Origin of the sequence: Pseudomonas sp. DR208 (assembly GCF_019823005.1) — a bacterium.
Classification (GTDB): Bacteria; Pseudomonadota; Gammaproteobacteria; order Pseudomonadales; family Pseudomonadaceae; genus Aquipseudomonas; species Aquipseudomonas extremorientalis.
Genome location: NZ_CP081944.1, coordinates 5,589,010 through 5,611,189 on the forward strand (window position 1 = coordinate 5,589,010; position 22,180 = coordinate 5,611,189).

Here is a 22,180-nt window from a genome sequence, read left to right on the forward strand (position 1 = left end):
CCAAAGAGGCTAATGATCCAAACGGTACGGCACAATAGGCCAGAGATTCTCTAGGAAACGTCCTGCAATTTAAAGCGAATCGTCGTTGATGCCCCTTTAACCCAACGCCATTCTCACCTCCCTTTCACACCTCCCCGACAATTACCCTTCTAGACTTCCCCTATCAGCCGTGAAACGGCCAGGGAGTACGCCATGTGGCGGTGTGCGGTAATGCTGTGTGCAGTGGTGGTGTTGGCGGGTTGCCAGTCGACCCATCAAGAGTTGTTGGCCAAGGGTTACCCACCGGCGTTTGCCGATGGTTTCGATGACGGGTGCAGCAGCGGTCGCCAGGCGGCCGGGGTGATCAGCGGGGAATTTCGCAAGAACGTGCCGCGTTATCTCAAGGTCCGTGAATACGCCGAGGGCTGGGAAGATGGCTTTCGCCAGTGCAAGGCCATGCGCGAGAACGAAGAGCTGCGCGACTACAAGGACAATCACTGGGATGACCGCGAACGCGCCTGGCAACACGAGAAGGACCGCGACGCCGCCAGGGCCTATCGTTCGCAGTAGGTCGCTTTCAGACATCCATCGAAACTAATGCGCGGCGATCATGGCCCAAACTCCATTGAGGGAGAACGTCATGAGCCGAGCTTTTGTAAACGAGGACAACGCCGCCGCCCAGGCCGACCAGCCGGTGGAGCGCCAGGTCAGCGAGCAACCCAACCGCCTCACCGCGCAAGGGCTGGCGCAGTTGCAGGCCAAGGTTGCGCAGTTGCAGCACGAATATGGCCTGGAATCCGCCAAAGACGATAAACAGCGCCAGGCGGATCTTGAACGGGATTTGCGTTACTTCAACCAACGGGTGCAAAGCGCCCAAGTGGTGGCACCCGCAACGTCCACCGACAAGGTGCAGATCGGCAGTTGGGTGACCTTCGCCAATGAGCTGGACGAACAGCAACGCATCCAATTGGTCGGTGAAGACCAGGCCGATGCCGGCGCAGGCTTGATCAACTGGGGTTCGCCCCTGGGCCGCGCCTTGCTGGGCGCCCAGGTCGGCGACGAGGTGTTGTGGCAACGCCCCGTCGGCGATCAGTTGATCGAAGTGCTGCGGGTCGAGCCCGAGGCCTAGACGATGCCTTGGGCCAGCATCGCGTCGGCAACTTTGACAAAACCTGCGATGTTCGCGCCTTTGACGTAGTTGATGCGGCCGTTTTCTTCGCCGTAGTGCACGCAGGCATGGTGGATCGACTGCATGATGTTGTGCAACTTGCTGTCCACCTCACCGGCGGTCCACAGCAGGCGCATGGCGTTCTGTGACATTTCCAGGCCACTCACCGCCACGCCACCGGCATTGGACGCCTTGCCCGGGGCGAACAGAATGCCGGCCTCGATAAAGATATCCACAGCCTCCAGGGTGGTCGGCATGTTGGCGCCTTCGGCCACGCAGATGCAGCCGTTGCGCAGTAGAGTGCGGGCGGCCTCGGCGTCGAGTTCGTTCTGCGTAGCGCAGGGCAGTGCAATATCGCAGGCCAGTTCCCAGGGGGTTTTACCGGCGCGGAATTCCAGGCCATAACGCGAAGCCAGTTCGCTGATGCGCCCGCGCTGCACGTTTTTCAGCTCCAGCAGGGCCGACCATTGCTCCTCGGTCAAACCGCTTTCGGCGTACAGAGTGCCTTCGGAATCGGACAGGGAAATCACTTTGCCACCCAGGTCCATGACCTTGCGCGCCGCGTATTGCGCCACGTTGCCGGAACCGGACACCGCCACGCGCTTGCCTTCAACCCGCTGGTTGTTGCGCTTGAGCATTTCTTCGGCGAAGTACACGCAGCCAAAACCGGTGGCTTCCGGGCGAATCAGGCTGCCGCCGTAGGTCATGCCCTTGCCGGTCAGCACCGAGGTGAACTGGTTGCTCAGGCGTTTGTACTGGCCGAACAGGAAGCCGATCTCACGGGCACCTACGCCGATGTCACCGGCCGGCACGTCCACATCCGCGCCGATATGGCGATACAACTCGCTCATGAAGGCCTGGCAGAAGCGCATGACTTCGGCGTCGCTCTTACCTTTTGGATCAAAGTCCGAGCCGCCTTTGCCGCCGCCCATGGGCAGCGACGTCAGGGAATTCTTGAAGGTCTGCTCGAAGGCGAGGAATTTCAGCACGCCCAGGTTGACCGACGGGTGGAAGCGCAAGCCGCCTTTGTAAGGGCCGATGGCGCTGTTCATCTGGATACGGAAACCGCGATTGACCTGGACCTTGCCATGATCATCCACCCACGACACCCGGAAGGTTATCGCGCGTTCCGGCTCGCAGATGCGCTCCAGGATGCCCGAGGTCAGGTAGTGAGGATTGGCTTCCAGAAACGGCCACAGACTGCGTAGGACTTCTTCTACGGCCTGGTGGAATTCCGGCTGGTCCGGGTCGCGTTTCTTGAGGCGGGCAAGGAAGGATTCGACGGATTCGATCATGAAAAGTCTCGGCAAATTTTTAGTTGTTAACGGAGATTGAGCCGGACTTTATCAATTCATTCCGCACTGCGACAGGGCAAAATGTCGCCTTTGTGAATTTAAATGGTGCGTTTTATATAAATGTATCCAGTTTCAGGGGCTTTTATGCACCCTTTCAGGGATTCAAATCAAACCGCACGCACCATCAAATTCCAGGCAAAAAAACGGAGCCCGAAGGCTCCGTTCTTTCAAACCACCAGCCCGGATCAGGCCAGCTTTTTGTGACGCACACGGTGCGGCTGGGCAGCAGCTTCGCCCAAGCGTTTTTTACGGTCCGCTTCGTACTCGGTGTAGTTACCTTCGAAGAACACCGCTTGCGAGTCGTCTTCGTACGCCAGGATGTGCGTCGCGACGCGGTCAAGGAACCACCGATCGTGAGAGATCACAATGGCAGCACCCGGGAAGTCCAGCAGGGCTTCTTCCAGGGAACGCAGGGTTTCAACGTCGAGGTCGTTGGACGGTTCGTCGAGCAGCAGGACGTTGCCGCCCTCCTTCAGGGTCAGGGCCAGGTGCAAGCGACCGCGCTCACCACCGGACAGGTCCTTGACGAACTTCTGTTGGTCGCCGCCCTTGAAGTTGAAACGGCCTACATAGGTACGCGACGGGATTTCATAGTTGCCGATGCGGATCTGGTCGGAGCCGTCGGAAATCTGCTGGAACACGGTCTTGCTGCCGTCGAGGTCTTCACGGCTCTGGTCCACGCAGGCCAGTTGCACGGTTTCGCCGACTTCGATGGTGCCCGAATCCGGGGTTTCCTTGCCCATCAGCATGCGGAACAGCGTGGATTTACCCGCACCGTTACCGCCGATTACGCCGACGATCGCGCCTTTTGGCATGGAGAACGACAGGTTGTCGATCAGTACGCGGTCGCCATAGCCTTTGGTAACGTTCTTGAACTCGATGACCTTGTCACCCAGGCGCGGACCGGCCGGGATGTAGATCTCGTTGGTTTCCGAGCGCTTCTGGAATTCCTGCGATTGCATTTCTTCAAAGCGTTGCAGACGCGCCTTGGACTTGGACTGGCGGGCCTTGGCGCCTTTGCGCACCCACTCCAGTTCTTCCTTCATGGCTTTTTCATGGGCCGATTGCTGCTTGGATTCGGCGGCCAGACGGTCGGACTTGGCTTCCAGCCAACCGGAGTAGTTGCCCTCGTAAGGGATACCGGCGCCACGGTCGAGCTCGAGGATCCAGCCGGCGACGTTGTCCAGGAAGTAGCGGTCGTGCGTGATCGCAACCACGGTGCCTGGGAAATCGTGGAGGAAGTGTTCCAGCCAGGCGACGGAATCGGCGTCCAGGTGGTTGGTCGGTTCGTCGAGCAGCAGCATGTCGGGGGCCGACAGCAGCAGGCGGCACAGGGCCACGCGGCGCTTCTCGCCACCGGACAGGTGTTCGACCTTGGCGTCCCATGCCGGCAGGCGCAGCGCGTCGGCGGCGACTTCCAGCTGGCGCTCCAGGTTATGACCGTCGCCGGCCTGCAGGATGGCTTCGAGCTTGGCCTGTTCGGCGGCGAGCTTGTCGAAGTCGGCGTCCGGTTCGGCGTAGGCAGCGTAGACCTCGTCCAGGCGCGCCTGGGCGTCCTTGATCACGCTGACGGCTTCTTCGACCACTTCACGCACGGTCTTGGTCGGATCCAGGATCGGCTCTTGCGGCAGGTAGCCGATGTTCAGGTCTGGCATCGGGCGGGCTTCGCCTTCGAACTCGGTGTCGACGCCGGCCATGATTTTCAGCAGCGTGGATTTACCCGAACCGTTGAGGCCGAGTACGCCGATCTTGGCGCCGGGGAAAAAGGACAGCGAAATGTTTTTCAGGATTTCCCGCTTCGGGGGGACAACTTTGCCCAGCCGATGCATGGTGAAGACGTATTGAGCCATGGTGAACCTAGCGTCAGTGACTGATGAATTAAGCGGGCGAAGCCCGTGCCAGGCCATGCGCGGCGCGGGCCGTTGACTATCATCAATGCCAGCGTGCGGTATAAAGCCTGAATATCTGGGGCTGGAACGCCCCCGCGTAACCGGCAAAGCTACCTGAATGCGCTTGGTCAGTCCAGCCAGGCAAGGGCTGGCACTTTGCCACAAGTCAAGGCATGCTAGCCGCCCTCCGGGCGTCCGGCTTATAGTGCACGTCGCGCGCCAGTCCAGCCAAACCGCAGGATCACAGCTTGTCCAAAGTCACGCCGCCAACTCCCCTGCGCGCCGCTCATATAGCGCCGGGAGCGCCCCTGCACGGCACCCTCAAGGGCGCATTGGCGACGCTTGTCCTTATGCTGCTCGCGTTATTGTTCTGGCAACTGCTGGACCAGTTGCAGCAAAACCAGAAGAACCAGCAGCAATACACCATCGACTACAGCGCCGACCTGGCTGAACAGATCAGCCTGAACATGGCCCTCAGCGCAAAAATTGCCCTGAACCTGCTGCCGATGGTCGAGCCACCGCGTGACAGCGAACAGCAACAGGCCTTGATGCGGACCTTGCAACGTTCGCTGCCGGAACTGCGCAGCATCGCCCTGCTTGCCCCCAGCGGCGCGATGATCAGCGACAGTGCCAGCGACAGCCAGGACAGCGCCTGGCTCGAAGAACTGGTGCAACGCAGCCACGGCCAGTCTTATTACCTGAGCAACAGCAACGACGGCACCCTCATCTATCTACTGTTGCATCAGCCCAGTGGCGGCTCACGGATGTATTGGGCGCTGCGCCTGGCCCCCAACTACCTGACCAACCTCACCCGCCAGGACGGCCAGGGCCAGCGCCCGATGTGGGCCATCGAGAACCGCATCAACCATCGCGTGGTCAGCCGCGACAGCGGCATGCCCGCGCAGTGGGCGTCTGCATTGACCCCGGACGAACTGAATAAAAGCGTGCTGATCACGCCGTTGAGCAAAAGCGACTGGCAACTGCGCGGGCTGTTCGACCGCAGCGCGGTGCTGGAGCAACTGCTGCCGGCCTTCATCGGCAAATGCCTGCTGGGCCTGGCGTTCTCGTTGATCCCGGTGATCGTGCTGCTGAACATGCGCCGCCGTCAGCGCCAGGTGCATGAGGGGCGGCGGCGCTACCAGGATATTTTCGAAGGCACCGGCGTGGCCCTGTGCGTGCTGGACCTGTCGGGGCTGAACGCGTTCTTCGACAAGACGCGGCTGGAGACCCGCGAGCAGCTGCACGCCTGGCTGCAGCACAACCCCAGCGAGCGCCAGCAACTGCTCAAGGAGCTGCGCGTCACCGAGGTCAACCAGGTGGCGGTCAGCCTGTTGAACGTAGGTTCCTGCGAGCAGGCCTGGGAACGCCTGATCGATGACTGCCCACGCAACGCCACGTCCATCGGTTACCAGATACTCGAAGCCGTGCTGACCCGACAAAGCCAGTTGGAGCTGGAAATCCAGCTCAAGGACGTGGTCGGCAACGAGCAGTACCTGTGGCTGGTGATGCGCCTGCCCGAGCAGCAGGACGATTTCAAGGCGGTGATCCTCAGCATCAGCGATATCACCAGCCGCAAGCTGATCGAACTGTCGCTGGTGGAACGCGAGAGTTTCTGGTCGGATGTGGTGCGCACCGTGCCCGACCACCTGTATGTGCAGGATGTAATCAGCCAGCGCATGATTTTCAGCAACCACCATCTGGGCCACACCCTCGGCTATAACAAGGCCGAATTGCAGCAAATGGGCGAGTACTTCTGGGAAATCCTGCTGCACCCCGAAGACGCCGAGCATTACCACGACTTGCGCCAGCAACAGCGCCAGGTCGGCTATACCACCCAACTGCAATGCCAGTTGCGCTTCCGTCACCGCAATAATGAATGGCGGCGCTTCGATATCCGCGAACAAGCCCTGGCGCGGGACAAGACCGCGCAGATCACCCGCATCATCGGCGTGGCCAAGGACATCACCGACCAGATCGAAGCCAGCGAATCCCTGCGTGACAGCGAACAACGCTACCGCATGCTGGCCGAAAGCATCAGCGACGTGATCTGTTCCACCGACAGTCAGTTGGCCCTCAACTACGTCAGCCCGTCGGTCAACGCCGTGCTCGGCTATGACGTGGACTGGGTGTTCAAGAACGGCTGGCAGTCGATCATCGCCAACCCGCAGCAACTGACCGGCATTTACAGCCTGATGGAACAGGTCAGCCGCGCGCTGGGCGATCCTGATGCACTGAACAGGCTGCGTGATGAGATCCAGACCCAGCTCTTCCTGTTCGACTGCCTGCGCGCCGACGGTCGCAAGGTGCCGATCGAACTGCGCCTGGTGCTGGTGTGGGACGAACACGGCGCTTTCGAGGGTATCCTTGGGGTGGGCCGCGACATTAGCCAGCAACGCCGCGCCGAGAAAGACCTGCGCATGGCGGCCACGGTATTCGAGCACTCCACCTCGGCGATCCTGATCACTGACCCCGCCGGCTATATCGTGCAGGCCAACGAGGCGTTCAGCCGGGTCAGCGGCTATGCGGTCAGCGATGTACTCGACCAGTTGCCGAACATGCTCACCGTCGACGAACAACAGGAAGCCCACCTGCGCTATGTGCTCAAGCAGTTGCACCAGCACAGCACCTGGGAAGGTGAAGTGTGGCTCAAGCGCCGCAATGGCGAGCATTACCCGGCGTGGGTCGGCATTACTGCGGTGTTCGACGATGAAGGCGACCTGGCCAGCTATGTATGCTTCTTCAGTGACATCAGCGAGCGCAAGGCCAGCGAGCAGCGCATCCACCGCCTGGCCTACTACGACGCCCTGACCCACCTGCCCAACCGCACACTGTTCCAGGACCGCCTGCACACCGCGCTGCAGTCCGCCGAACGGCAGAAGTCGTGGGTGGTGCTGATGTTCCTCGATCTCGACCGCTTCAAGCCGATCAACGACTCCCTGGGCCACGCCGCCGGCGACCGCATGCTCAAGGAAATGGCCACCCGCCTGCTGGGCTGCGTCGCCGAAGACGACACTGTGGCGCGCATGGGCGGTGATGAGTTCACCTTGCTCCTGCAGCCACGGGTCAACCGTGACATGGCACTCAACCGTGCGATTCATGTGGCCGAGCAGATCCTCGCCAGCCTGGTGAAACCTTTCGTACTGGAAGGTCGTGAGTTCTTCGTGACCGCCAGTATCGGTATCGCCCTGAGCCCGCAGGACGGTAACGAACTGAGCCAGTTGATGAAAAACGCCGACACGGCGATGTATCACGCCAAGGAACGCGGCAAGAACAACTTCCAGTTCTACCAGGCCGACATGAACGCCAGCGCCCTGGAACGCCTGGAGCTGGAAAGCGACCTGCGCCACGCCCTGGACCAGAACGAATTCGTGCTCTATTACCAGCCGCAGTTCAGCGGCGACGGTAAACGCCTGACCGGCGCCGAAGCCCTGCTGCGCTGGCGCCACCCTCGACGCGGGCTGGTGCCGCCGGGAGACTTCATCCCGGTGCTGGAAGAGTTGGGCCTGGTGGTGGACGTGGGCGACTGGGTGATCAGCGAAGCCTGTCGCCAGCTCAAGACCTGGCACCAGAACAAGGTGCGGGTGCCGAAAGTCTCGGTGAATATCTCGGCGCGACAATTCTCCGACGGCCAGTTGGGTACGCGCATCGCCACCATCCTCAAGGACACCGGCCTGCCGCCGGCGTGCCTGGAGCTGGAGCTGACCGAAAGCATCCTGATGCGTGAGGTCAACGAGGCCATGCAGATCCTCGACAGCCTGAAGAACCTGGGCCTGAGCATTGCGGTCGACGACTTTGGCACCGGTTACTCGTCGCTCAACTACCTCAAGCAGTTCCCCATCGACGTGCTGAAGATCGACCGCACCTTCGTCGACGGCCTGCCCTCCGGCGAACAGGACGCCCAGATCGCCCGCGCCATTATCGCCATGGCCCACAGCCTGAACCTGGCGGTGATCGCCGAGGGGGTGGAAACCCATGAACAGCTGGATTTCCTGCGTGAGCATGGCTGCGATGAGGTGCAGGGCTACCTGTTCGGGCGGCCGATGCCGGCGAATCGGTTCGAAGCGCAGTTCAGCAATGATGCGCTGTTCATGTTCGACTGAAATTCTGCGGTGAGGCCACTGGCCTCATCGGGGGCAAGCCCCCTCCCGCATTCTGATCTGCGAACACATTCAACTGTGGAAGGGGCTTGCCCCCCGATAAGGCACTCACAGCCACCGCCTATCCCCAGATGAGCCCCACTTGTCCGCGACATGATGTCCTTTCATATGCCATCTAAAACCCATTGGGTTAGAATGCCCTCCTTTTCTGCCCCCGATCCTTGAGGACCGCCATGTTCAGCCGTGATTTGACTATTGCCAAGTACGACGCCGATCTCTTCGCCGCCATGGAGCAAGAAGCCGTGCGCCAGGAAGAGCACATTGAGCTGATCGCTTCGGAAAACTACACCAGCCCTGCGGTGATGGAGGCTCAAGGTTCGGTTCTGACCAACAAGTACGCCGAAGGCTACCCGGGCAAGCGCTACTACGGTGGTTGCGAGTACGTCGACGTGGTTGAGCAACTGGCCATTGACCGTGCCAAGGAACTGTTCGGCGCCGACTACGCCAACGTCCAGCCGCACGCCGGTTCCCAAGCCAACAGCGCCGTGTACCTGGCCCTGCTGCAAGGCGGCGACACCATCCTGGGCATGAGCCTGGCCCACGGCGGTCACCTGACCCACGGCGCCAGCGTTTCCTCCTCCGGCAAGCTGTACAACGCCGTTCAATACGGTATCGATGCCAACGGCCTGATCGACTACGACGAAGTCGAGCGCCTGGCGGTTGAACACAAGCCAAAAATGATCGTGGCCGGTTTCTCTGCCTACTCGCAGATCCTGGACTTCCCACGCTTCCGCGCCATCGCTGACAAGGTCGGTGCGTACCTGTTCGTCGACATGGCCCACGTGGCCGGTCTGGTCGCCGCTGGCGTCTACCCGAACCCAGTACCTTTCGCTGACGTCGTGACCACCACCACCCACAAGACCCTGCGCGGTCCACGTGGCGGCCTGATCCTGGCTCGTGCCAACGCCGACATCGAGAAGAAGCTGAACTCCGCCGTATTCCCAGGCGCCCAGGGTGGCCCGCTGGAGCACGTGATCGCCGCTAAAGCGATCTGCTTCAAGGAAGCGCTGCAGCCTGAGTTCAAGACCTACCAGCAACAAGTGGTAAAGAACGCCCAGGCCATGGCCAGCGTGTTCATCGAGCGCGGCTTTGACGTAGTGTCTGGCGGTACTGAAAACCACCTGTTCCTGCTGTCGCTGATCAAGCAAGACATCTCCGGTAAGGATGCTGACGCGGCCCTGGGCAAAGCTTTCATCACCGTGAACAAGAACTCCGTGCCGAACGATCCACGTTCGCCCTTCGTCACCTCCGGCCTGCGCTTCGGCACCCCGGCTGTGACCACTCGCGGCTTCAAGGAAGCAGAGTGCAAGGAACTGGCCGGCTGGATCTGCGACATCCTGGCCGACCTGAACAACGAAGCCGTGATCGACGCGGTACGTGAGAAGGTCAAGGCCATCTGCAAGAAGCTGCCGGTGTACGGCGCTTGATTGCAGTTGCTTGACTAAAAAGCCCGGCTCTTGAGCCGGGCTTTTTTATTCCTGATAAACGCGCCGGAAACCTTCGCGAATCTTGTCTTCGGGCAACTCATCGGCAATGAACACGATCACACTCTCTCGCACCTCGCCTTCGGCCCATTCGGTATCCCAATCGAAACCGTAGAGCTTGAGCACGCCCTGGAACACCATGCGCCGGTCTTCCCCGGCAATGTTCAGCACGCCTTTGTAGCGCAGCAGTTGCTTGCCGTGGTCTTCCAGCAGTTCGTTCATGAACTCACTGAGTCGGTCGATATCCAGCGGCTGGTCGGTGCGCAATACCAGGCTGGAGATACGATCGATGGACGGCGCCTTGCTCACCGGACGCAAGCTCATGCCGGCATTGAGGTTGAAGCCGCGCACATCGAGCAACTCGGCCAGGTCGATCTTGCCATGATCCACCACCCGGATCGGCGCACGACGATTGATGCGGGTCAGGCGCTCACTGAGCGCATCGAAGGTAGCGTCATCCACCAGGTCGCGTTTGCTCACCAACAGGCGGTCGGCAAAGCCGATCTGGGCCTGGGCAATGGTCTGGGTCAGGTGGTGTTCGGCGTGGGCCGCGTCCACCAGGGTGATGATGCCGTCGAGGATATAGCGCTCACGCAGTTCCTCGTCGATGAAAAAGGTCTGGGCCACAGGTGCCGGGTCGGCCAGGCCGGTGCACTCGATCACCAGGCGGTCGAAGGCGATCTCGCCGCTGTCCAGGCGCTCGAGCAGCAGGTACAGGGCCTTGGTCAGGTCGGTGTGGATGGTGCAGCACACGCAGCCGTTGGACAGGGTCATGACTTGCACCGGTTCTGCGCCCAACAGCTGGGTGTCGATACCGGCGTCACTGAATTCGTTTTCGATCACGGCGATTTTCAGGCCGTGCTCGGCTTTGAGCAGGTGGCGCAGCAAGGTGGTCTTGCCGGCGCCGAGGAAGCCGCTGAGGACCGTGACTGGAATGGGAGAGGACAAAAGAAATTCTCCTTGAAGGAACACAGAAACAAATGTGGGAGGGGGCTCGCCCCCGATAGCAGCGTGTCAGGCACTTACCTGTCACTGACACACCGCTATCGGGGGCAAGCCCCCTCCCACAGGGATATTGCGTTAACTCAACAGCACTTGGGCCCACCCTTGCCGCCGTAACGGGCTTCCTGGCGCTCCCGGAAGAACGCCTTGTAGTCCATCACCGGCTTGTCCGGGTGTTTGGTTTGCATATGCTCGACGTAGGTGTCGTAGTCGGGCATGCCGACCATCAGGCGCGCGGCCTGACCGAGGTATTTACCGAGGCGACTGATGTCATTGAACATGGTTGCAACCCTCGATTACGCGTCCGGTACAGCCTGGAACGGGGCTTCTTTATCCGTACGTTCTTTGTTGCCCCAGGCGGCGACGCCGACCTTGAGCGCATAGAACAGGATGCTGAACACCACGAACAGGAACAGCGCCGTCAGCGTTGCGTTGGTGTAGGCGTTGTAGATCACGTGCTGCATCTGGTCGATGCTCTTCGCCGGGGCGAGGATCTGGCCGTTGGCCAATGCATCGCTGTACTTCTTGGCCAGCGACAGGAAGCCAATCGCAGGGTTCGCGTCGAACAGCTTGATGAAGCCCGCCGTGGTGGTGCAGATCAGCAGCCAGACAGCCGGCAGCATGGTCACCCAGATGTAGCGTTGGCGTTTCATTTTGATCAGCACAACGGTTGCCAGCATCAGCGCGATACCTGCCAGCATCTGGTTGGAGATACCGAACAGTGGCCACAAGGTGTTGATACCGCCCAGTGGGTCGATCACGCCCTGGTACAGCAGGTAACCCCACATCGCCACGCAACCGGCGGTTGCAATGAGGTTGGCGGTCCACGACTCGGTGCGTTTCAGCGCCGGCACGAAGGAACCCAGCAGGTCCTGCAGCATGAAGCGGCCGGCACGGGTGCCCGCATCCACCGCCGTCAGGATGAACAGGGCTTCGAACAGGATCGCAAAGTGGTACCAGAATGCCATGGTGTTTTCACCCGGCAGTACGCTGTGCAGGATCTGTGCGATACCCACCGCCAATGTCGGCGCACCACCGGCACGGGCCAGAATGGTGGTTTCGCCAATATCATGGGCCACGGCTTGCAGCGCCTCAGGCGTGATCGCAAAGCCCCAACTGCTGACGGTTTGCGCCACGGCCACCACATCACCACCGACCACAGCGGCCGGGCTGTTCATGGCGAAGTACACGCCAGGTTCGATCACCGAAGCGGCGACCATCGCCATGATGGCCACGAACGACTCCATCAGCATGCCGCCGTAACCGATGTAGCGGGCGTTGGTTTCGTTATCCAGCAGCTTGGGCGTGGTGCCCGAGGAGATCAGCGCGTGGAAACCCGAGACCGCGCCACAGGCGATGGTGATGAACAGGAACGGGAACAGGCCGCCCTTCCACACCGGGCCGGTACCGTCGATGAACTGGGTCAAGGCCGGCATTTTCAGTTCTGGCATGGTGACCAGGATGCCGATCGCCAGGGCGATGATGGTGCCGATCTTGAGGAAGGTGGAAAGGTAGTCACGCGGAGCCAGGATCAGCCACACCGGCAGAACGGCGGCGACGAAACCGTAGCCGATCAGCATCCAGGTGATCTGGATACCGGTGAAGGTGAACGCCTTGGCCCAGACCGGATCAGCGGCAATCTGCCCGCCCAGCCAGATCGAACCCAGCAGCAACAGCACGCCGATGATCGAGATTTCACCGATGCGGCCCGGGCGGATGTAGCGCATGTAGATGCCCATGAACATCGCGATCGGGATGGTCGCCATCACCGTGAAAATGCCCCATGGGCTCTCGGCCAGGGCCTTGACCACGATCAGCGCCAGCACCGCGAGGATGATGATCATGATCAGGAAGCAGCCGAACAGCGCGATGGTCCCCGGGATGCGGCCCATCTCTTCGCGAACCATGTCGCCCAGGGAACGGCCGTTGCGACGGGTGGACAGGAACAGGACCATGAAGTCCTGCACCGCACCGGCCAGCACCACGCCGGCAATCAGCCAGAGCGTGCCGGGCAGGTAACCCATTTGCGCCGCCAATACCGGGCCGACCAGCGGGCCTGCACCGGCAATCGCCGCAAAGTGGTGACCAAAAAGGATGTGTTTGTTGGTCGGCACATAGTCCAGACCGTCGTTGTTGAGCACTGCGGGGGTGGCCCGCCGTGGGTCGAGTTGCATCACATTGTTAGCGATGAACAGACTGTAGTAACGGTACGCAACCAGGTAGATGGCCACAGCAGCGACCACAATCCACAAGGCGTTGATCGCCTCGCCGCGGCGCAAGGCCACTACGCCCAGGGCGCACGCTCCTACGATTGCCAGCACCAGCCAGGGTAGGTGGCGTAGCAGGCTATTATTATTTTTCATTTTTATATTCCAGCCAGGGTGGACAGAAAGGACAGCCATCCGGAGTTTAGCGCTACTGGACTTAAAGGCCACCCCCCTACGTTGGTCTAGAGCCTTCTGCGGACAAAAAAAGCAGAAAAACCGATCCAATAGTGGCGCACGGCTACAATCCCCCTATCCCCGGAGGGCTTCACCATGACCGAGCTACCGTCTGACCGCCGTCGTTTCCGCCGCATCGCCTTTGATGCCAAGACCGAAATTCGGCAAAACGGCCGCGAATGGCCAGTGCAATTGGTGGATCTGTCGCTAAAAGGCCTGCTGGTGCAACGACCGGAAGACTGGAAGGGCAACAAGGCGCTGCCGTTCGACGTCGATATACGCCTGGATCCCAAGGCGCATATAAAGATGCAAGTGCGACTGACCCATGAGGATCCTGGGCAACTGGGGTTTGTGTGTCAGCACATCGACCTGGATTCGATCAGCCACTTGCGGCGGTTGGTCGAATTGAACCTGGGTGACGAGGACGAGCTGCACCGGGAGTTGGCCGCCTTGCTGGAAGTATGACGGCTCAGGGAAATACCGTACGCGCCGGGAAGTCGCTTTCCGTGTCCCAGTAACCGGCTTTCTGCGTCGATGCCGCCTGCCACTGGCCATCCACCCAACGGTAGGTCTGGTAACGCGTGGCAAAATCATCGTCACCGTCGCCGTCCATAAAGCACGAGATTTGCAACAGCTCATCCGCACTACCGTCGACGGGCGTCGAAACCTTCCAGGCCGCCTTGCCGGTGCTGGCCAGGGTCAGTGGTTTGAGTTTGCCATCGGTGTCCTGGTAGCTCACCGGCTCCAGTTGCTGTTTGGCAGGCAGCAACAGTTGCGTGGCCGGGCCACTGTAGCTGCCCATGGGCGCGGTCTGATCAATGATCAAAAAATACACAGGCGCGGGCTGTCCCTTGAGCGGGGCTTTCTTGACCTTGGCCAGCGGGTAGCCGAGGTCCTTGCGCGCGATCACCTCGCCGGCGGCCGACACCAGACGCACCTGGGCGTCGAGCAACGGGTTTTCAACCAGGTCACCGGGCTCGTCGAACGAGTCTTCGTCCAACCCGTTGCCCCAACTGTCCTTGTGCAATTGAGCGCTGATGCGCTGGTCTTCCAGCACCTGCAGCACGCTGCCTTCTTCCGTGACCAGCTTTTGCGCCAGGCGATATCCCGCCGGCAAGTCGGCCCACGCCAGGACAGGCAGACCGGCCAAGGTCATGAACAGGGCGAGCACGCCCCAGCGATTCGTTCGTTGCATTGCGCCCATCCCTGTTTACTCGAAAAGTGCATCCAATGCCTGCTCCAGGCGGGTCACCCCAATAATCTGTATCCCGGGCGGCGATTCCTTCGGTGCGTTGCCCTTGGGCACGATGGCGCGCTTGAAACCATGCTTGGCCGCTTCCTTCAAGCGCTCCTGGCCGCTGGGCACCGGGCGAACTTCACCGGACAAACCGACTTCACCAAACACCAGCAGGTCATGGGGCAATGGCCGGTTACGCAGGCTGGACATGACTGCCGCCATCAACGCCAGGTCGGAGGCGGTCTCCAGCACCTTGACCCCGCCGACCACGTTGAGGAACACGTCCTGGTCATGGGTCGGGATGCCACCGTGGCGGTGCAGGACCGCCAACAGCATCGCCAGGCGGTTCTGGTCCAGGCCCAGGGTCACGCGGCGCGGGTTGGCCAGGTGGCTGTCATCCACCAACGCCTGCACTTCCACCAGCATCGGCCGGGTGCCTTCCCACGTTGCCATCACCACACTGCCAGGGACTTCTTCCTGGGCACGCGTCAGGAAAATCGCTGATGGGTTGGAGACTTCTTTCAGCCCCCGGTCGGTCATGGCGAATACACCCAACTCGTTCACCGCCCCGAAGCGGTTCTTCACCGCCCGCAGCAAGCGCAGGCGACCATCGGACTCGCCCTCGAAATACAGCACCGTGTCGACCATATGCTCGAGCACCCGAGGCCCGGCCAGCGCGCCTTCCTTGGTGACATGGCCGACCAGGAAGATCGCCGTGCCGCTCTGCTTGGCATACCGCACCAGCAGCGCCGCACTCTCGCGCACCTGGGACACGCCACCCGGCGCCGATTGCAACTGCTCGGTGAAAATGGTCTGGATCGAGTCGATCACCATGACCTTGGGCTTTTCGATACGGGCCGTGGCAATGATGCTTTCGATGCAGGTCTCGGTCATGACCCGCAGCTGATCCTGGGGCAACCCCAGGCGGCGGGCGCGCATGGCCACTTGTTGCTGGGATTCTTCGCCGGTGACGTACAGCGCCGGCATGCGGCTGGCGATGCTGCACAGGGTTTGCAGCAAAATCGTCGACTTGCCGATGCCCGGGTCGCCGCCGATCAGCACCACCGAGCCGTCCACCAGGCCGCCGCCCAGCACGCGGTCCAATTCGCCGGATGCCGTGGAAAAACGCGGGATCTCTTCGACGCTGACTTCAGCCAGGGTCTTGATCTGCGCCTGCTGCCCGGTCCAGCCGGCGCGGCCGGTGGGGGCCGCCGCACCGCCACTCTCGATCATGGTTTCAGTCAGGGTGTTCCACGCACCGCACTCGGAGCACTGGCCGGCCCACTTGGGAAAGGTCGCGCCGCACTCCGTGCAGCCGTACATGCGCTTGGCCTTTGCCATTTGAGAACCTCCAACCGAAAAACCGCGATGATAGCTCAGCGCGACGCCGGGGTCCGGATTTCACCACTGGCCAAGCGTGAAGCGGTGTTACCGACCGGGTCTTCGGCATTGAGATCGGCACCTTTGGCCTTGAGTTCATCCAGCAGCTCGACACGCTTGAACAGCCCGGCGTACATGGCCGCGGTCTGTCCGGCACCGTTGCGCTGGTCGGGGTTGCAGTGGGTGGCCAGCAGGCGCTGGGCGATTTTCAACTCGCCCTTGAAGATCGCGCCCATCAGCGCGGTGTTGCCGCGTTTGTCCTGCACGCAGGCGTCGGCACCGGCGTTGAGCAGGCGCTCCACGAAAGGCCCCTGGCCGTGGTAGGCAGCGAGGATCAGCGCGGTGTAGCCCTTGTCGTCCTGGGTGTTGAGGCTGTAGCCGGAGTCGATAAAAGTATTGAGCATGTCGAGGTCGCCACGGCGGGCGGCGTCGAAATAGTAGTCCTGCAATTGGGCCTTGAGCGCCACCGGGTCGGGAGTCTCGGCCTGGGCGACAAAGGCCAGCATGGTCATCAGCAAGCCGATAGAAATTCGCATGGTTGTTCTCCTGCCAGGGGTCGACGCCCGTATCGGGGCGTCGACCGTAACCAACGGATCAGTCAGTCAGTTTTTCCGCCAGCGCCTTCACGCGCGCCAGGTCACCCTTGGCCACCTTGGCCACACCGGTGCCGTACTCCGGGTCGGCTTTGTAGAGGAACGACAGGATGATGTGCTTGCTCTCGTCATCGGTGGTGGCCAGCGAGCCGCCGAAGTTTTCGATCAAGTCCTGACGCTCTTTCTTGCTGTAGGAGCGGTACAAGTCACCCGCCTGCTTGAAGTTCTGCTCACGCTGAATCTTCGCCTGCTGGGTGCTGCCTGACAGCGCCGACTGGCTGTAGCGCGCGGTTTGCGGTTCTTCCCGTGGCAACAGGCGACTTGGCTGGTAGTTCACACCGGTGGTGGTCTTGCCGAAGTTCATCGCGCCGTCCTGGTTGCCGTTGTTGACGGTCACCCGTGGCGCGTTGATCGGCAGTTGCAGGGCATTGGCGCCCAGGCGATACATCTGGGTGTCGGCGTAGGAGAACACCCGGCCTTGCAGCAGGCGATCTTCCGACGGCTCGATGCCCGGCACCAGGTTGGCCGGGGCCATGGCTACCTGCTCGGTTTCCTGGAACACGTTGGCCGGGTTGCGGTTCAACACCATTTGCCCGACTTTGCGCTCAGGCACGTTCGGCCAGATCTTGGTGGCGTCCAGCGGGTCGAAATCGAACTTGGCCAGGTCTTCAGGCTTGAGCACCTGCACGTACAGGTCCCACTTGGGGAAGTCGCCCTTGTTGATGTGAGTGACCAGGTCGTTGGTCATGTGGCTGTAGTCGCGGCCCTGCACTTCGGTGACCTGCTTGGGATCGAGGTTCTTGATGCCTTGCAGGCTTTTCCAGTGGAACTTGACGTAGTGCACTTCACCCTTGGCGTTGATCAGCTTGTAGGCGTGCACACCGTTGCCGTCCATCTCCCGATAACTGGCCGGGGTGCCGGAGTCGGAGTACAACTCGGTCAGCGTACGGGTGGCTTCGGGCACGTGGGAGAAGAAGTCGAAGCGCCGCGAATCGTCATCCAGGTTGGTACGTGGGTCTGGCTTGAACGCGTGGACCATGTCAGGGAACTTGATGGCATCACGGATGAAGAACGTCGGGAAGTTGTTGCCCACCAAATCCCAATTGCCTTCGGCGGTATAGAACTTGGTGGCGAAACCGCGTGGGTCACGCAGGGTTTCCGGGGAGTGGTTGCCGTGGACCACGGCGGAGAAGCGCACGAACACCGGGGTGGCCTCGCCGGCGGCAAACACCTTGGCCTTGGTCAGGTCGCTGAGGCTGTCAGTGACGGTAAAGGTGCCGTGGGCACCGGTACCACGGGCGTGTACGACGCGCTCGGGGATGCGTTCGCGGTCGAAGCGCTGCAATTTCTGAATAAGCTGCACATCCTGGAGTAGCACCGGGCCATTGGCGCCGGCGGTTTGCGAGTTCTGGTTGTCACCGACGGCGGCACCGTTGTCGCGGGTCAGGTTGGCGGCGTGTACAGACAGGGAAAGCAGGCTGGCGGTCACCAGTACCAGCGCGGATCGCGCGGTAACAGGCCCGCGGCTCATTGGATTGTTCATCGAGGTTTCCTCTGGTTTTTTTAGTGCACATTCAGTTGTGCTTGCCAGAGGCTAGTGACCCGCGAGTCAGAAGATAAATAGAAAAGCCATAACAACCCGATTGATAAAATAATCTGGTAAGTCGCTGATTTGGCGGGTATTTCGCGCGCGATTGATGGCACTTTGCAAACTAATTGCGTTTTAATGTGTCGATAAAAGCTAACAGTGTGAGCGGTTGTTTCAGGCAAGCCCTCTACGACTGACTTACACTGGGTACCACCCTTCTCATCTGTAACAAGGAATAACCTATGGGCGTGATCAGTGAGTTCAAGGCCTTCGCGGTCAAAGGTAATGTGGTCGACATGGCCGTCGGTATTATCATCGGCGCAGCCTTCGGCAAAATTGTTTCCTCGTTTGTAGGCGACGTGGTGATGCCGCCCATTGGTCTGTTGATCGGTGGCGTGGACTTCGGTGACCTGGCGATAACACTAAAGGCTGCCCAAGGCGATGTGCCTGCGGTGGTCCTGGCATACGGCAAGTTCATCCAGAGCGTCATCGACTTTGTGATCATCGCGTTTGCGATCTTCATGGGCGTGAAGGCGATCAATCGCCTCAAACGTGAAGAGGCCGTGGCGCCAAGCCTGCCGCCGACGCCGACCAAGGAAGAAGTGCTGCTGGGTGAGATCCGCGATCTGCTCAAGGCACAGAACGACAAGCCGCTCTAATCGAGCCGGCATGAAAAGGCGCCTGTTTGAGGCGCCTTTTTTATTACCAGTAGTTCTCCACCGCCACCTGGCCGGGTCGCCGGCTCAAGCTCAGGTTCATATCGCGCAGCTTGAGCAGTTGGCGCGTGTCATCGACCATCTGCGGGTTGCCGCAAATCAGCACGCGGGAGTGTTCCGGGGTCAGTCCGACGCCGGCCGCGCGTTCCAGTTCGCCATTTTCGATCAGCGTGGTGATGCGTCCATTCAATGCGCCGGGGTGTTGTTCGCGGGTAACAATGGGGATGTAGGTCAGTTTGTGTGCGTATTCGGCCAGGTGTTCGCGTTCACCCAATGTGTTGATGAGCGCCTGGTAAGCCAGCTCTTTGGCTTCCCGTGCGCTGTACACCAGGATGATGCGCTCGAATTTCTCCCAGACCTCGAAGTCTTGCAGGATCGACAAAAACGGCGCCACCCCGGTGCCGGTGCCAAGCATCCACAAATCCCGACCGTCGACGAAGCGGTTCAAGGTCAGGAACCCCGTGGCCTGGCGCTCCACCATCAAGGTATCGCCGACTCGCAGACGGCTCAGCTCGCTGGTGAACTCACCGTCCGGGACGACAATCGAGAAAAAATCCAGGTGCTCATCAAACGGCGAGGACACCAAGGAATACGCACGCCATACCGTGCTGCCATCCGCCTTGGTGACACCCAGGCGTACAAACTGGCCCGCAGTAAAACGAAAGCCCGGGTCGCGGGTGGTGCGCAGGGTAAACAGGCTGGGGGTCAGCGATTGCACGTCGAGCAAGATCTGGCGGGTAAATTTCTCAGCACTGGCCGTCATGGGGGGCTCCGTTCTACAGGTGCCCTAGTGTCGCTCAAAGTCGTGCGCGGAAACACCCACGATAGGGAGTGGCATCACACCAGTACTCAATGATGGCAAATTAATTTCACCTTCGATCAATTCGCTATTAGTTTTAAAAACTACCTCATATAGCCGCTGTTAGTGGGTTGTTACAGGAGCTTCAACCCCCTAGTAAATCGCGAGTTTCAAACTTGCCAGTTGCTTGGCTAACTACCTTCCTGTGGAAAAATTCTTAAACCTTACAGCGCAAGAACGAAATTTTCCTCTCGCCATGTAGTACGTGTCCTACACTGATTTTCGTGCAACGTTGGGGATAAAGGACGTACCTCAAGTCACGGAGATCCCATGGAGATTTACCCATACTTAACTGGCGAAATACACGACTCCACTCGCTCGAAGGTGAGGACGAGGTCACCAGCGTATTTGAAATGACCATCAACAAGGCCTACGAACTCGGCTTCCAATACTGTTCCTTCAAGATGAGTTCTCAACTCACCAAGGGTCAAATCAAACCCGTAGAGCTTACAAACTATCCAATTGAATGGAAAAATCTATACAACCAAGCGCACTACTCCGATGTAGACCCTGTAGTGAAACATTGTAGGGAGGGCGTGTTACCCCTTGTCTGGAAGGAGGAAACATTCAAAGACGTGCCCAGCCTTTGGACTTTGGCCGCAACCTTGGAGGTACACAAGGCGTTGACCATCAGCGTGCATGATTTCCGGGGGGTCTTCAGCATGCTGACGTTGAGCCGTGGCAAGGGTGACATCAGCCCGGAAGAATTGTATGAAAAAGCAGGAATGGCGCTATGGCTCTGCCACGCCATGCATGCCGTGCTGGCGCAGAAGTTTGACGAAAAACCCAGTATCCACCCAACCAGCAAATTGACTGAGCGGGAAACGGAAGTCCTTATGTGGTCTGGCATGGGCAAGACCGCAGCAGATATCGCCACCATCCTTTGTTTGTCCGAGCGTACGGTAGGCTTTCATATCAGCAGTTGCCTCAAGAAACTGGGCGTCAACAACAAAATCGCCGCCGTGCTTCGCGCCGCTCGGGCCGGGATCATTTAAAACACGCCATGTAATTCTCTTGAAAAAAACGTAACATTTACCGCGCATTCTGAGTGCTGAGCAGCCCCTTTCGGGGAGTCGCCCGTGGTTCACTCAGACGGTTCGGCAACCGCTGTCGAACACCCATCGTTTACCCAGAGTCTCCCCCGCCATGCCCCTGCTCGAAAGCCCCTTTGCCCAGCTCGATCTGATCCGCCAGCCAGAGCAACACAACGATCCGCTGCAAGCCTTCGATGCCGCCGACGAGTACCTGCTCAGCCACTTGGCCGAACAGCAGCCGGGCGCGCAAACCCGGGTGCTGGTGCTCAACGACAGCTTCGGCGCCCTTGCCGCCAGCCTTCAAGGCAAGGTGCAACTGACCTCCAGTGGCGATTCGTTCCTGGCGGCGCAAGGCCTGGAAAAAAACCTGGTGCGCAACGGCAAGGCGTTTGACGCCGTTGCGTTCATCCCGGCCAGCCACATCCCCACCGGGCCGTTCGACCGGGTGCTGATCCGCGTACCCAAAACCCTGGCATTGCTGGAAGAACAACTGATTCGCTTGCAAGGCCAGTTGGCCCCGGGTGCCGAGGTGATCGCCGGGGCGATGATCAAGCATTTGCCACGGGCGGCGGGCGAGTTGCTGGAGCGTTACATTGGCCCGATGCACGCATCGCTCGCGGTAAAAAAGGCGCGATTGCTGATCGCCACCGTTGAAGATCGCCCCGCTGCCGTGTCGCCCTACCCCACCCGCTACACCCTGGACGCACCGGCGATCGAACTGCTGAACCATGCCAACGTGTTCTGCCGCGAAAGCCTGGACATCGGCACTCGCGCCTTCCTGCCCCACCTGCCGAAAAACCTGGGCAACGCCCGCGTGGCAGACCTGGGTTGCGGCAACGGCGTACTGGCGATTGCCAGCGCCCTGCAAAACCCCGAAGCGCATTACACCTTGGTGGACGAGTCCTACATGGCGGTGCAATCGGCGGCCGAAAACTGGCAAGCGGCCCTCGGTGAGCGTGATGTGGTCGTGCGTGCCGCCGACGGCCTGGCAGGGCAAGAGCCGCAATCCCTGGACGTGGTGCTGTGCAATCCACCGTTCCACCAGCAGCAGGTGGTCGGCGATTTCCTCGCCTGGCGCATGTTCCAACAGGCACGGGAAGCCCTGGTGGTGGGCGGCGCCCTTTATATCGTCGGCAACCGCCACCTCGGTTATCACACCAAACTGGCGCGCCTGTTCCGGGGTGTCGAGCAAGTCGCCACCACGCCAAAATTCGTGATCCTCAAGGCGCGCAAATAAAAAAACCCTGCTTCTCTGGCGAAAAGCAGGGCTGGAAAGCCGGGCCGCAAAGCCCGGATCG

At 60.4% G+C, this 22,180-nt stretch carries 18 protein-coding genes; 8 read left to right on the forward strand and 10 right to left on the reverse strand.

Annotated features, from left to right (window positions below; all coding sequences use genetic code 11):
* The first annotated feature begins 192 nt into the window (after positions 1–192).
* Both K5K89_RS25225 and K5K89_RS25230 read left to right on the forward strand, forming a co-directional pair.
* On the forward strand, positions 193–549 hold the full coding sequence (locus K5K89_RS25225; protein WP_071489967.1) for a hypothetical protein: 357 nt from the start codon (positions 193–195) through the stop codon (positions 547–549).
* A gap of 70 nt (positions 550–619) precedes the next feature.
* On the forward strand, positions 620–1,108 hold the full coding sequence (locus K5K89_RS25230) for a GreA/GreB family elongation factor (protein WP_071489966.1): 489 nt from the start codon (positions 620–622) through the stop codon (positions 1,106–1,108).
* Here the strand turns inward: K5K89_RS25230 and gdhA are convergent.
* Positions 1,105–2,442 carry an NADP-specific glutamate dehydrogenase gene (gdhA, locus tag K5K89_RS25235; protein ID WP_093125875.1) on the reverse strand — a complete coding sequence of 446 codons (1,338 nt, stop codon included), beginning with the start codon at positions 2,440–2,442 and terminating at the stop codon, positions 1,105–1,107. The genes K5K89_RS25230 and gdhA overlap by 4 nt on opposite strands.
* Positions 2,443–2,687: 245 nt before the next feature.
* Entirely contained in the window at positions 2,688–4,352 is a 1,665-nt protein-coding gene (ettA, locus tag K5K89_RS25240; RefSeq protein ID WP_071489964.1) for an energy-dependent translational throttle protein EttA, read from the reverse strand.
* A 287-nt stretch (positions 4,353–4,639) separates the two neighbouring features.
* On the opposite strand from ettA, the gene K5K89_RS25245 reads away from it, so the two are divergent.
* Positions 4,640–8,491 (forward strand): bifunctional diguanylate cyclase/phosphodiesterase, encoded by a 3,852-nt coding sequence (locus K5K89_RS25245; RefSeq protein WP_071489963.1) that lies wholly within the window; start codon positions 4,640–4,642, stop codon positions 8,489–8,491.
* 230 nt (positions 8,492–8,721) lie between these two features.
* Positions 8,722–9,975 (forward strand): serine hydroxymethyltransferase, encoded by a 1,254-nt coding sequence (gene glyA, locus K5K89_RS25250; RefSeq protein ID WP_058427701.1) that lies wholly within the window; start codon positions 8,722–8,724, stop codon positions 9,973–9,975.
* 45 nt (positions 9,976–10,020) lie between these two features.
* On the opposite strand, the gene yjiA is transcribed toward glyA, so the two are convergent.
* From yjiA to K5K89_RS25265, 3 genes are all read right to left on the reverse strand, one after another.
* Positions 10,021–10,980 carry a GTPase gene (yjiA, locus tag K5K89_RS25255; protein WP_071489962.1) on the reverse strand — a complete coding sequence of 320 codons (960 nt, stop codon included), beginning with the start codon at positions 10,978–10,980 and terminating at the stop codon, positions 10,021–10,023.
* A 137-nt stretch (positions 10,981–11,117) separates the two neighbouring features.
* Positions 11,118–11,315, reverse strand: a complete 198-nt coding sequence (locus K5K89_RS25260) for a YbdD/YjiX family protein (protein ID WP_003194308.1) — start codon at positions 11,313–11,315, stop codon at positions 11,118–11,120.
* Positions 11,316–11,330: 15 nt separating this feature from the next.
* Positions 11,331–13,397: a carbon starvation CstA family protein gene (locus tag K5K89_RS25265; RefSeq protein ID WP_058427703.1), complete on the reverse strand. Its 2,067-nt coding sequence runs from the start codon at positions 13,395–13,397 to the stop codon at positions 11,331–11,333.
* Between the two features lie 174 nt (positions 13,398–13,571).
* Here K5K89_RS25265 and K5K89_RS25270 point away from each other — a divergent pair, with 174 nt between their 5' ends.
* Complete coding sequence (locus tag K5K89_RS25270; RefSeq protein WP_222540455.1) at positions 13,572–13,940, forward strand: PilZ domain-containing protein; 369 nt, start codon at positions 13,572–13,574, stop codon at positions 13,938–13,940.
* A 4-nt stretch (positions 13,941–13,944) separates the two neighbouring features.
* Here the strand turns inward: K5K89_RS25270 and K5K89_RS25275 are convergent, their stop codons facing one another.
* From K5K89_RS25275 to katB, 4 genes are read right to left on the reverse strand one after another with little or no spacing between them, the layout of a single operon-like run.
* Positions 13,945–14,670 (reverse strand): hypothetical protein, encoded by a 726-nt coding sequence (locus K5K89_RS25275; RefSeq protein WP_222540456.1) that lies wholly within the window; start codon positions 14,668–14,670, stop codon positions 13,945–13,947.
* A gap of 15 nt (positions 14,671–14,685) precedes the next feature.
* Positions 14,686–16,053, reverse strand: coding sequence for a DNA repair protein RadA (gene radA / locus K5K89_RS25280; protein WP_049711449.1), 1,368 nt, complete (start codon positions 16,051–16,053; stop codon positions 14,686–14,688).
* A gap of 35 nt (positions 16,054–16,088) precedes the next feature.
* Positions 16,089–16,628 carry an ankyrin repeat domain-containing protein gene (locus tag K5K89_RS25285; protein ID WP_222540457.1) on the reverse strand — a complete coding sequence of 180 codons (540 nt, stop codon included), beginning with the start codon at positions 16,626–16,628 and terminating at the stop codon, positions 16,089–16,091.
* 58 nt (positions 16,629–16,686) lie between these two features.
* The gene (katB, locus tag K5K89_RS25290) at positions 16,687–18,228 is read right to left on the reverse strand and encodes a catalase KatB (protein WP_071489959.1); all 1,542 of its coding nucleotides are present in this window, start codon (positions 18,226–18,228) and stop codon (positions 16,687–16,689) included.
* A 287-nt stretch (positions 18,229–18,515) separates the two neighbouring features.
* Here katB and mscL point away from each other — a divergent pair, with 287 nt between their 5' ends.
* A complete protein-coding gene (mscL, locus tag K5K89_RS25295) occupies positions 18,516–18,932 on the forward strand; it encodes a large-conductance mechanosensitive channel protein MscL (RefSeq protein ID WP_071489958.1) in 417 nt (138 codons plus the stop codon).
* A gap of 43 nt (positions 18,933–18,975) precedes the next feature.
* On the opposite strand, the gene K5K89_RS25300 is transcribed toward mscL, so the two are convergent.
* A complete protein-coding gene (locus tag K5K89_RS25300) occupies positions 18,976–19,752 on the reverse strand; it encodes a ferredoxin--NADP reductase (RefSeq protein WP_222540458.1) in 777 nt (258 codons plus the stop codon).
* A 380-nt stretch (positions 19,753–20,132) separates the two neighbouring features.
* Between K5K89_RS25300 and K5K89_RS25305 the strand changes: the two genes are divergently transcribed.
* Together K5K89_RS25305 and K5K89_RS25310 are read left to right on the forward strand one after the other, a co-directional pair.
* A complete protein-coding gene (locus K5K89_RS25305; RefSeq protein ID WP_222541751.1) occupies positions 20,133–20,843 on the forward strand; it encodes a helix-turn-helix transcriptional regulator in 711 nt (236 codons plus the stop codon).
* 151 nt (positions 20,844–20,994) lie between these two features.
* Positions 20,995–22,119 (forward strand): methyltransferase, encoded by a 1,125-nt coding sequence (locus K5K89_RS25310; RefSeq protein ID WP_071489955.1) that lies wholly within the window; start codon positions 20,995–20,997, stop codon positions 22,117–22,119.
* Positions 22,120–22,180 lie beyond the last annotated feature (61 nt).

Excerpts from the sequence above, each read along its gene's own strand:
- K5K89_RS25225 (WP_071489967.1), top strand. The coding sequence starts at position 193 with ATGTGGCGGTGTGCGGTAATGCTGTGTGCAGTGGTGGTGTTGGCGGGT.
- K5K89_RS25230 (WP_071489966.1), top strand. The coding sequence starts at position 620 with ATGAGCCGAGCTTTTGTAAACGAGGACAACGCCGCCGCCCAGGCCGAC.
- gdhA (WP_093125875.1), bottom strand. The coding sequence starts at position 2,442 with ATGATCGAATCCGTCGAATCCTTCCTTGCCCGCCTCAAGAAACGCGAC.
- ettA (WP_071489964.1), bottom strand. The coding sequence starts at position 4,352 with ATGGCTCAATACGTCTTCACCATGCATCGGCTGGGCAAAGTTGTCCCC.
- glyA (WP_058427701.1), top strand. The coding sequence starts at position 8,722 with ATGTTCAGCCGTGATTTGACTATTGCCAAGTACGACGCCGATCTCTTC.
- K5K89_RS25260 (WP_003194308.1), bottom strand. The coding sequence starts at position 11,315 with ATGTTCAATGACATCAGTCGCCTCGGTAAATACCTCGGTCAGGCCGCG.
- K5K89_RS25265 (WP_058427703.1), bottom strand. The coding sequence starts at position 13,397 with ATGAAAAATAATAATAGCCTGCTACGCCACCTACCCTGGCTGGTGCTG.
- K5K89_RS25270 (WP_222540455.1), top strand. The coding sequence starts at position 13,572 with ATGACCGAGCTACCGTCTGACCGCCGTCGTTTCCGCCGCATCGCCTTT.
- K5K89_RS25275 (WP_222540456.1), bottom strand. The coding sequence starts at position 14,670 with ATGCAACGAACGAATCGCTGGGGCGTGCTCGCCCTGTTCATGACCTTG.
- radA (WP_049711449.1), bottom strand. The coding sequence starts at position 16,053 with ATGGCAAAGGCCAAGCGCATGTACGGCTGCACGGAGTGCGGCGCGACC.
- K5K89_RS25285 (WP_222540457.1), bottom strand. The coding sequence starts at position 16,628 with ATGCGAATTTCTATCGGCTTGCTGATGACCATGCTGGCCTTTGTCGCC.
- katB (WP_071489959.1), bottom strand. The coding sequence starts at position 18,228 with ATGAACAATCCAATGAGCCGCGGGCCTGTTACCGCGCGATCCGCGCTG.
- mscL (WP_071489958.1), top strand. The coding sequence starts at position 18,516 with ATGGGCGTGATCAGTGAGTTCAAGGCCTTCGCGGTCAAAGGTAATGTG.
- K5K89_RS25300 (WP_222540458.1), bottom strand. The coding sequence starts at position 19,752 with ATGACGGCCAGTGCTGAGAAATTTACCCGCCAGATCTTGCTCGACGTG.
- K5K89_RS25310 (WP_071489955.1), top strand. The coding sequence starts at position 20,995 with ATGCCCCTGCTCGAAAGCCCCTTTGCCCAGCTCGATCTGATCCGCCAG.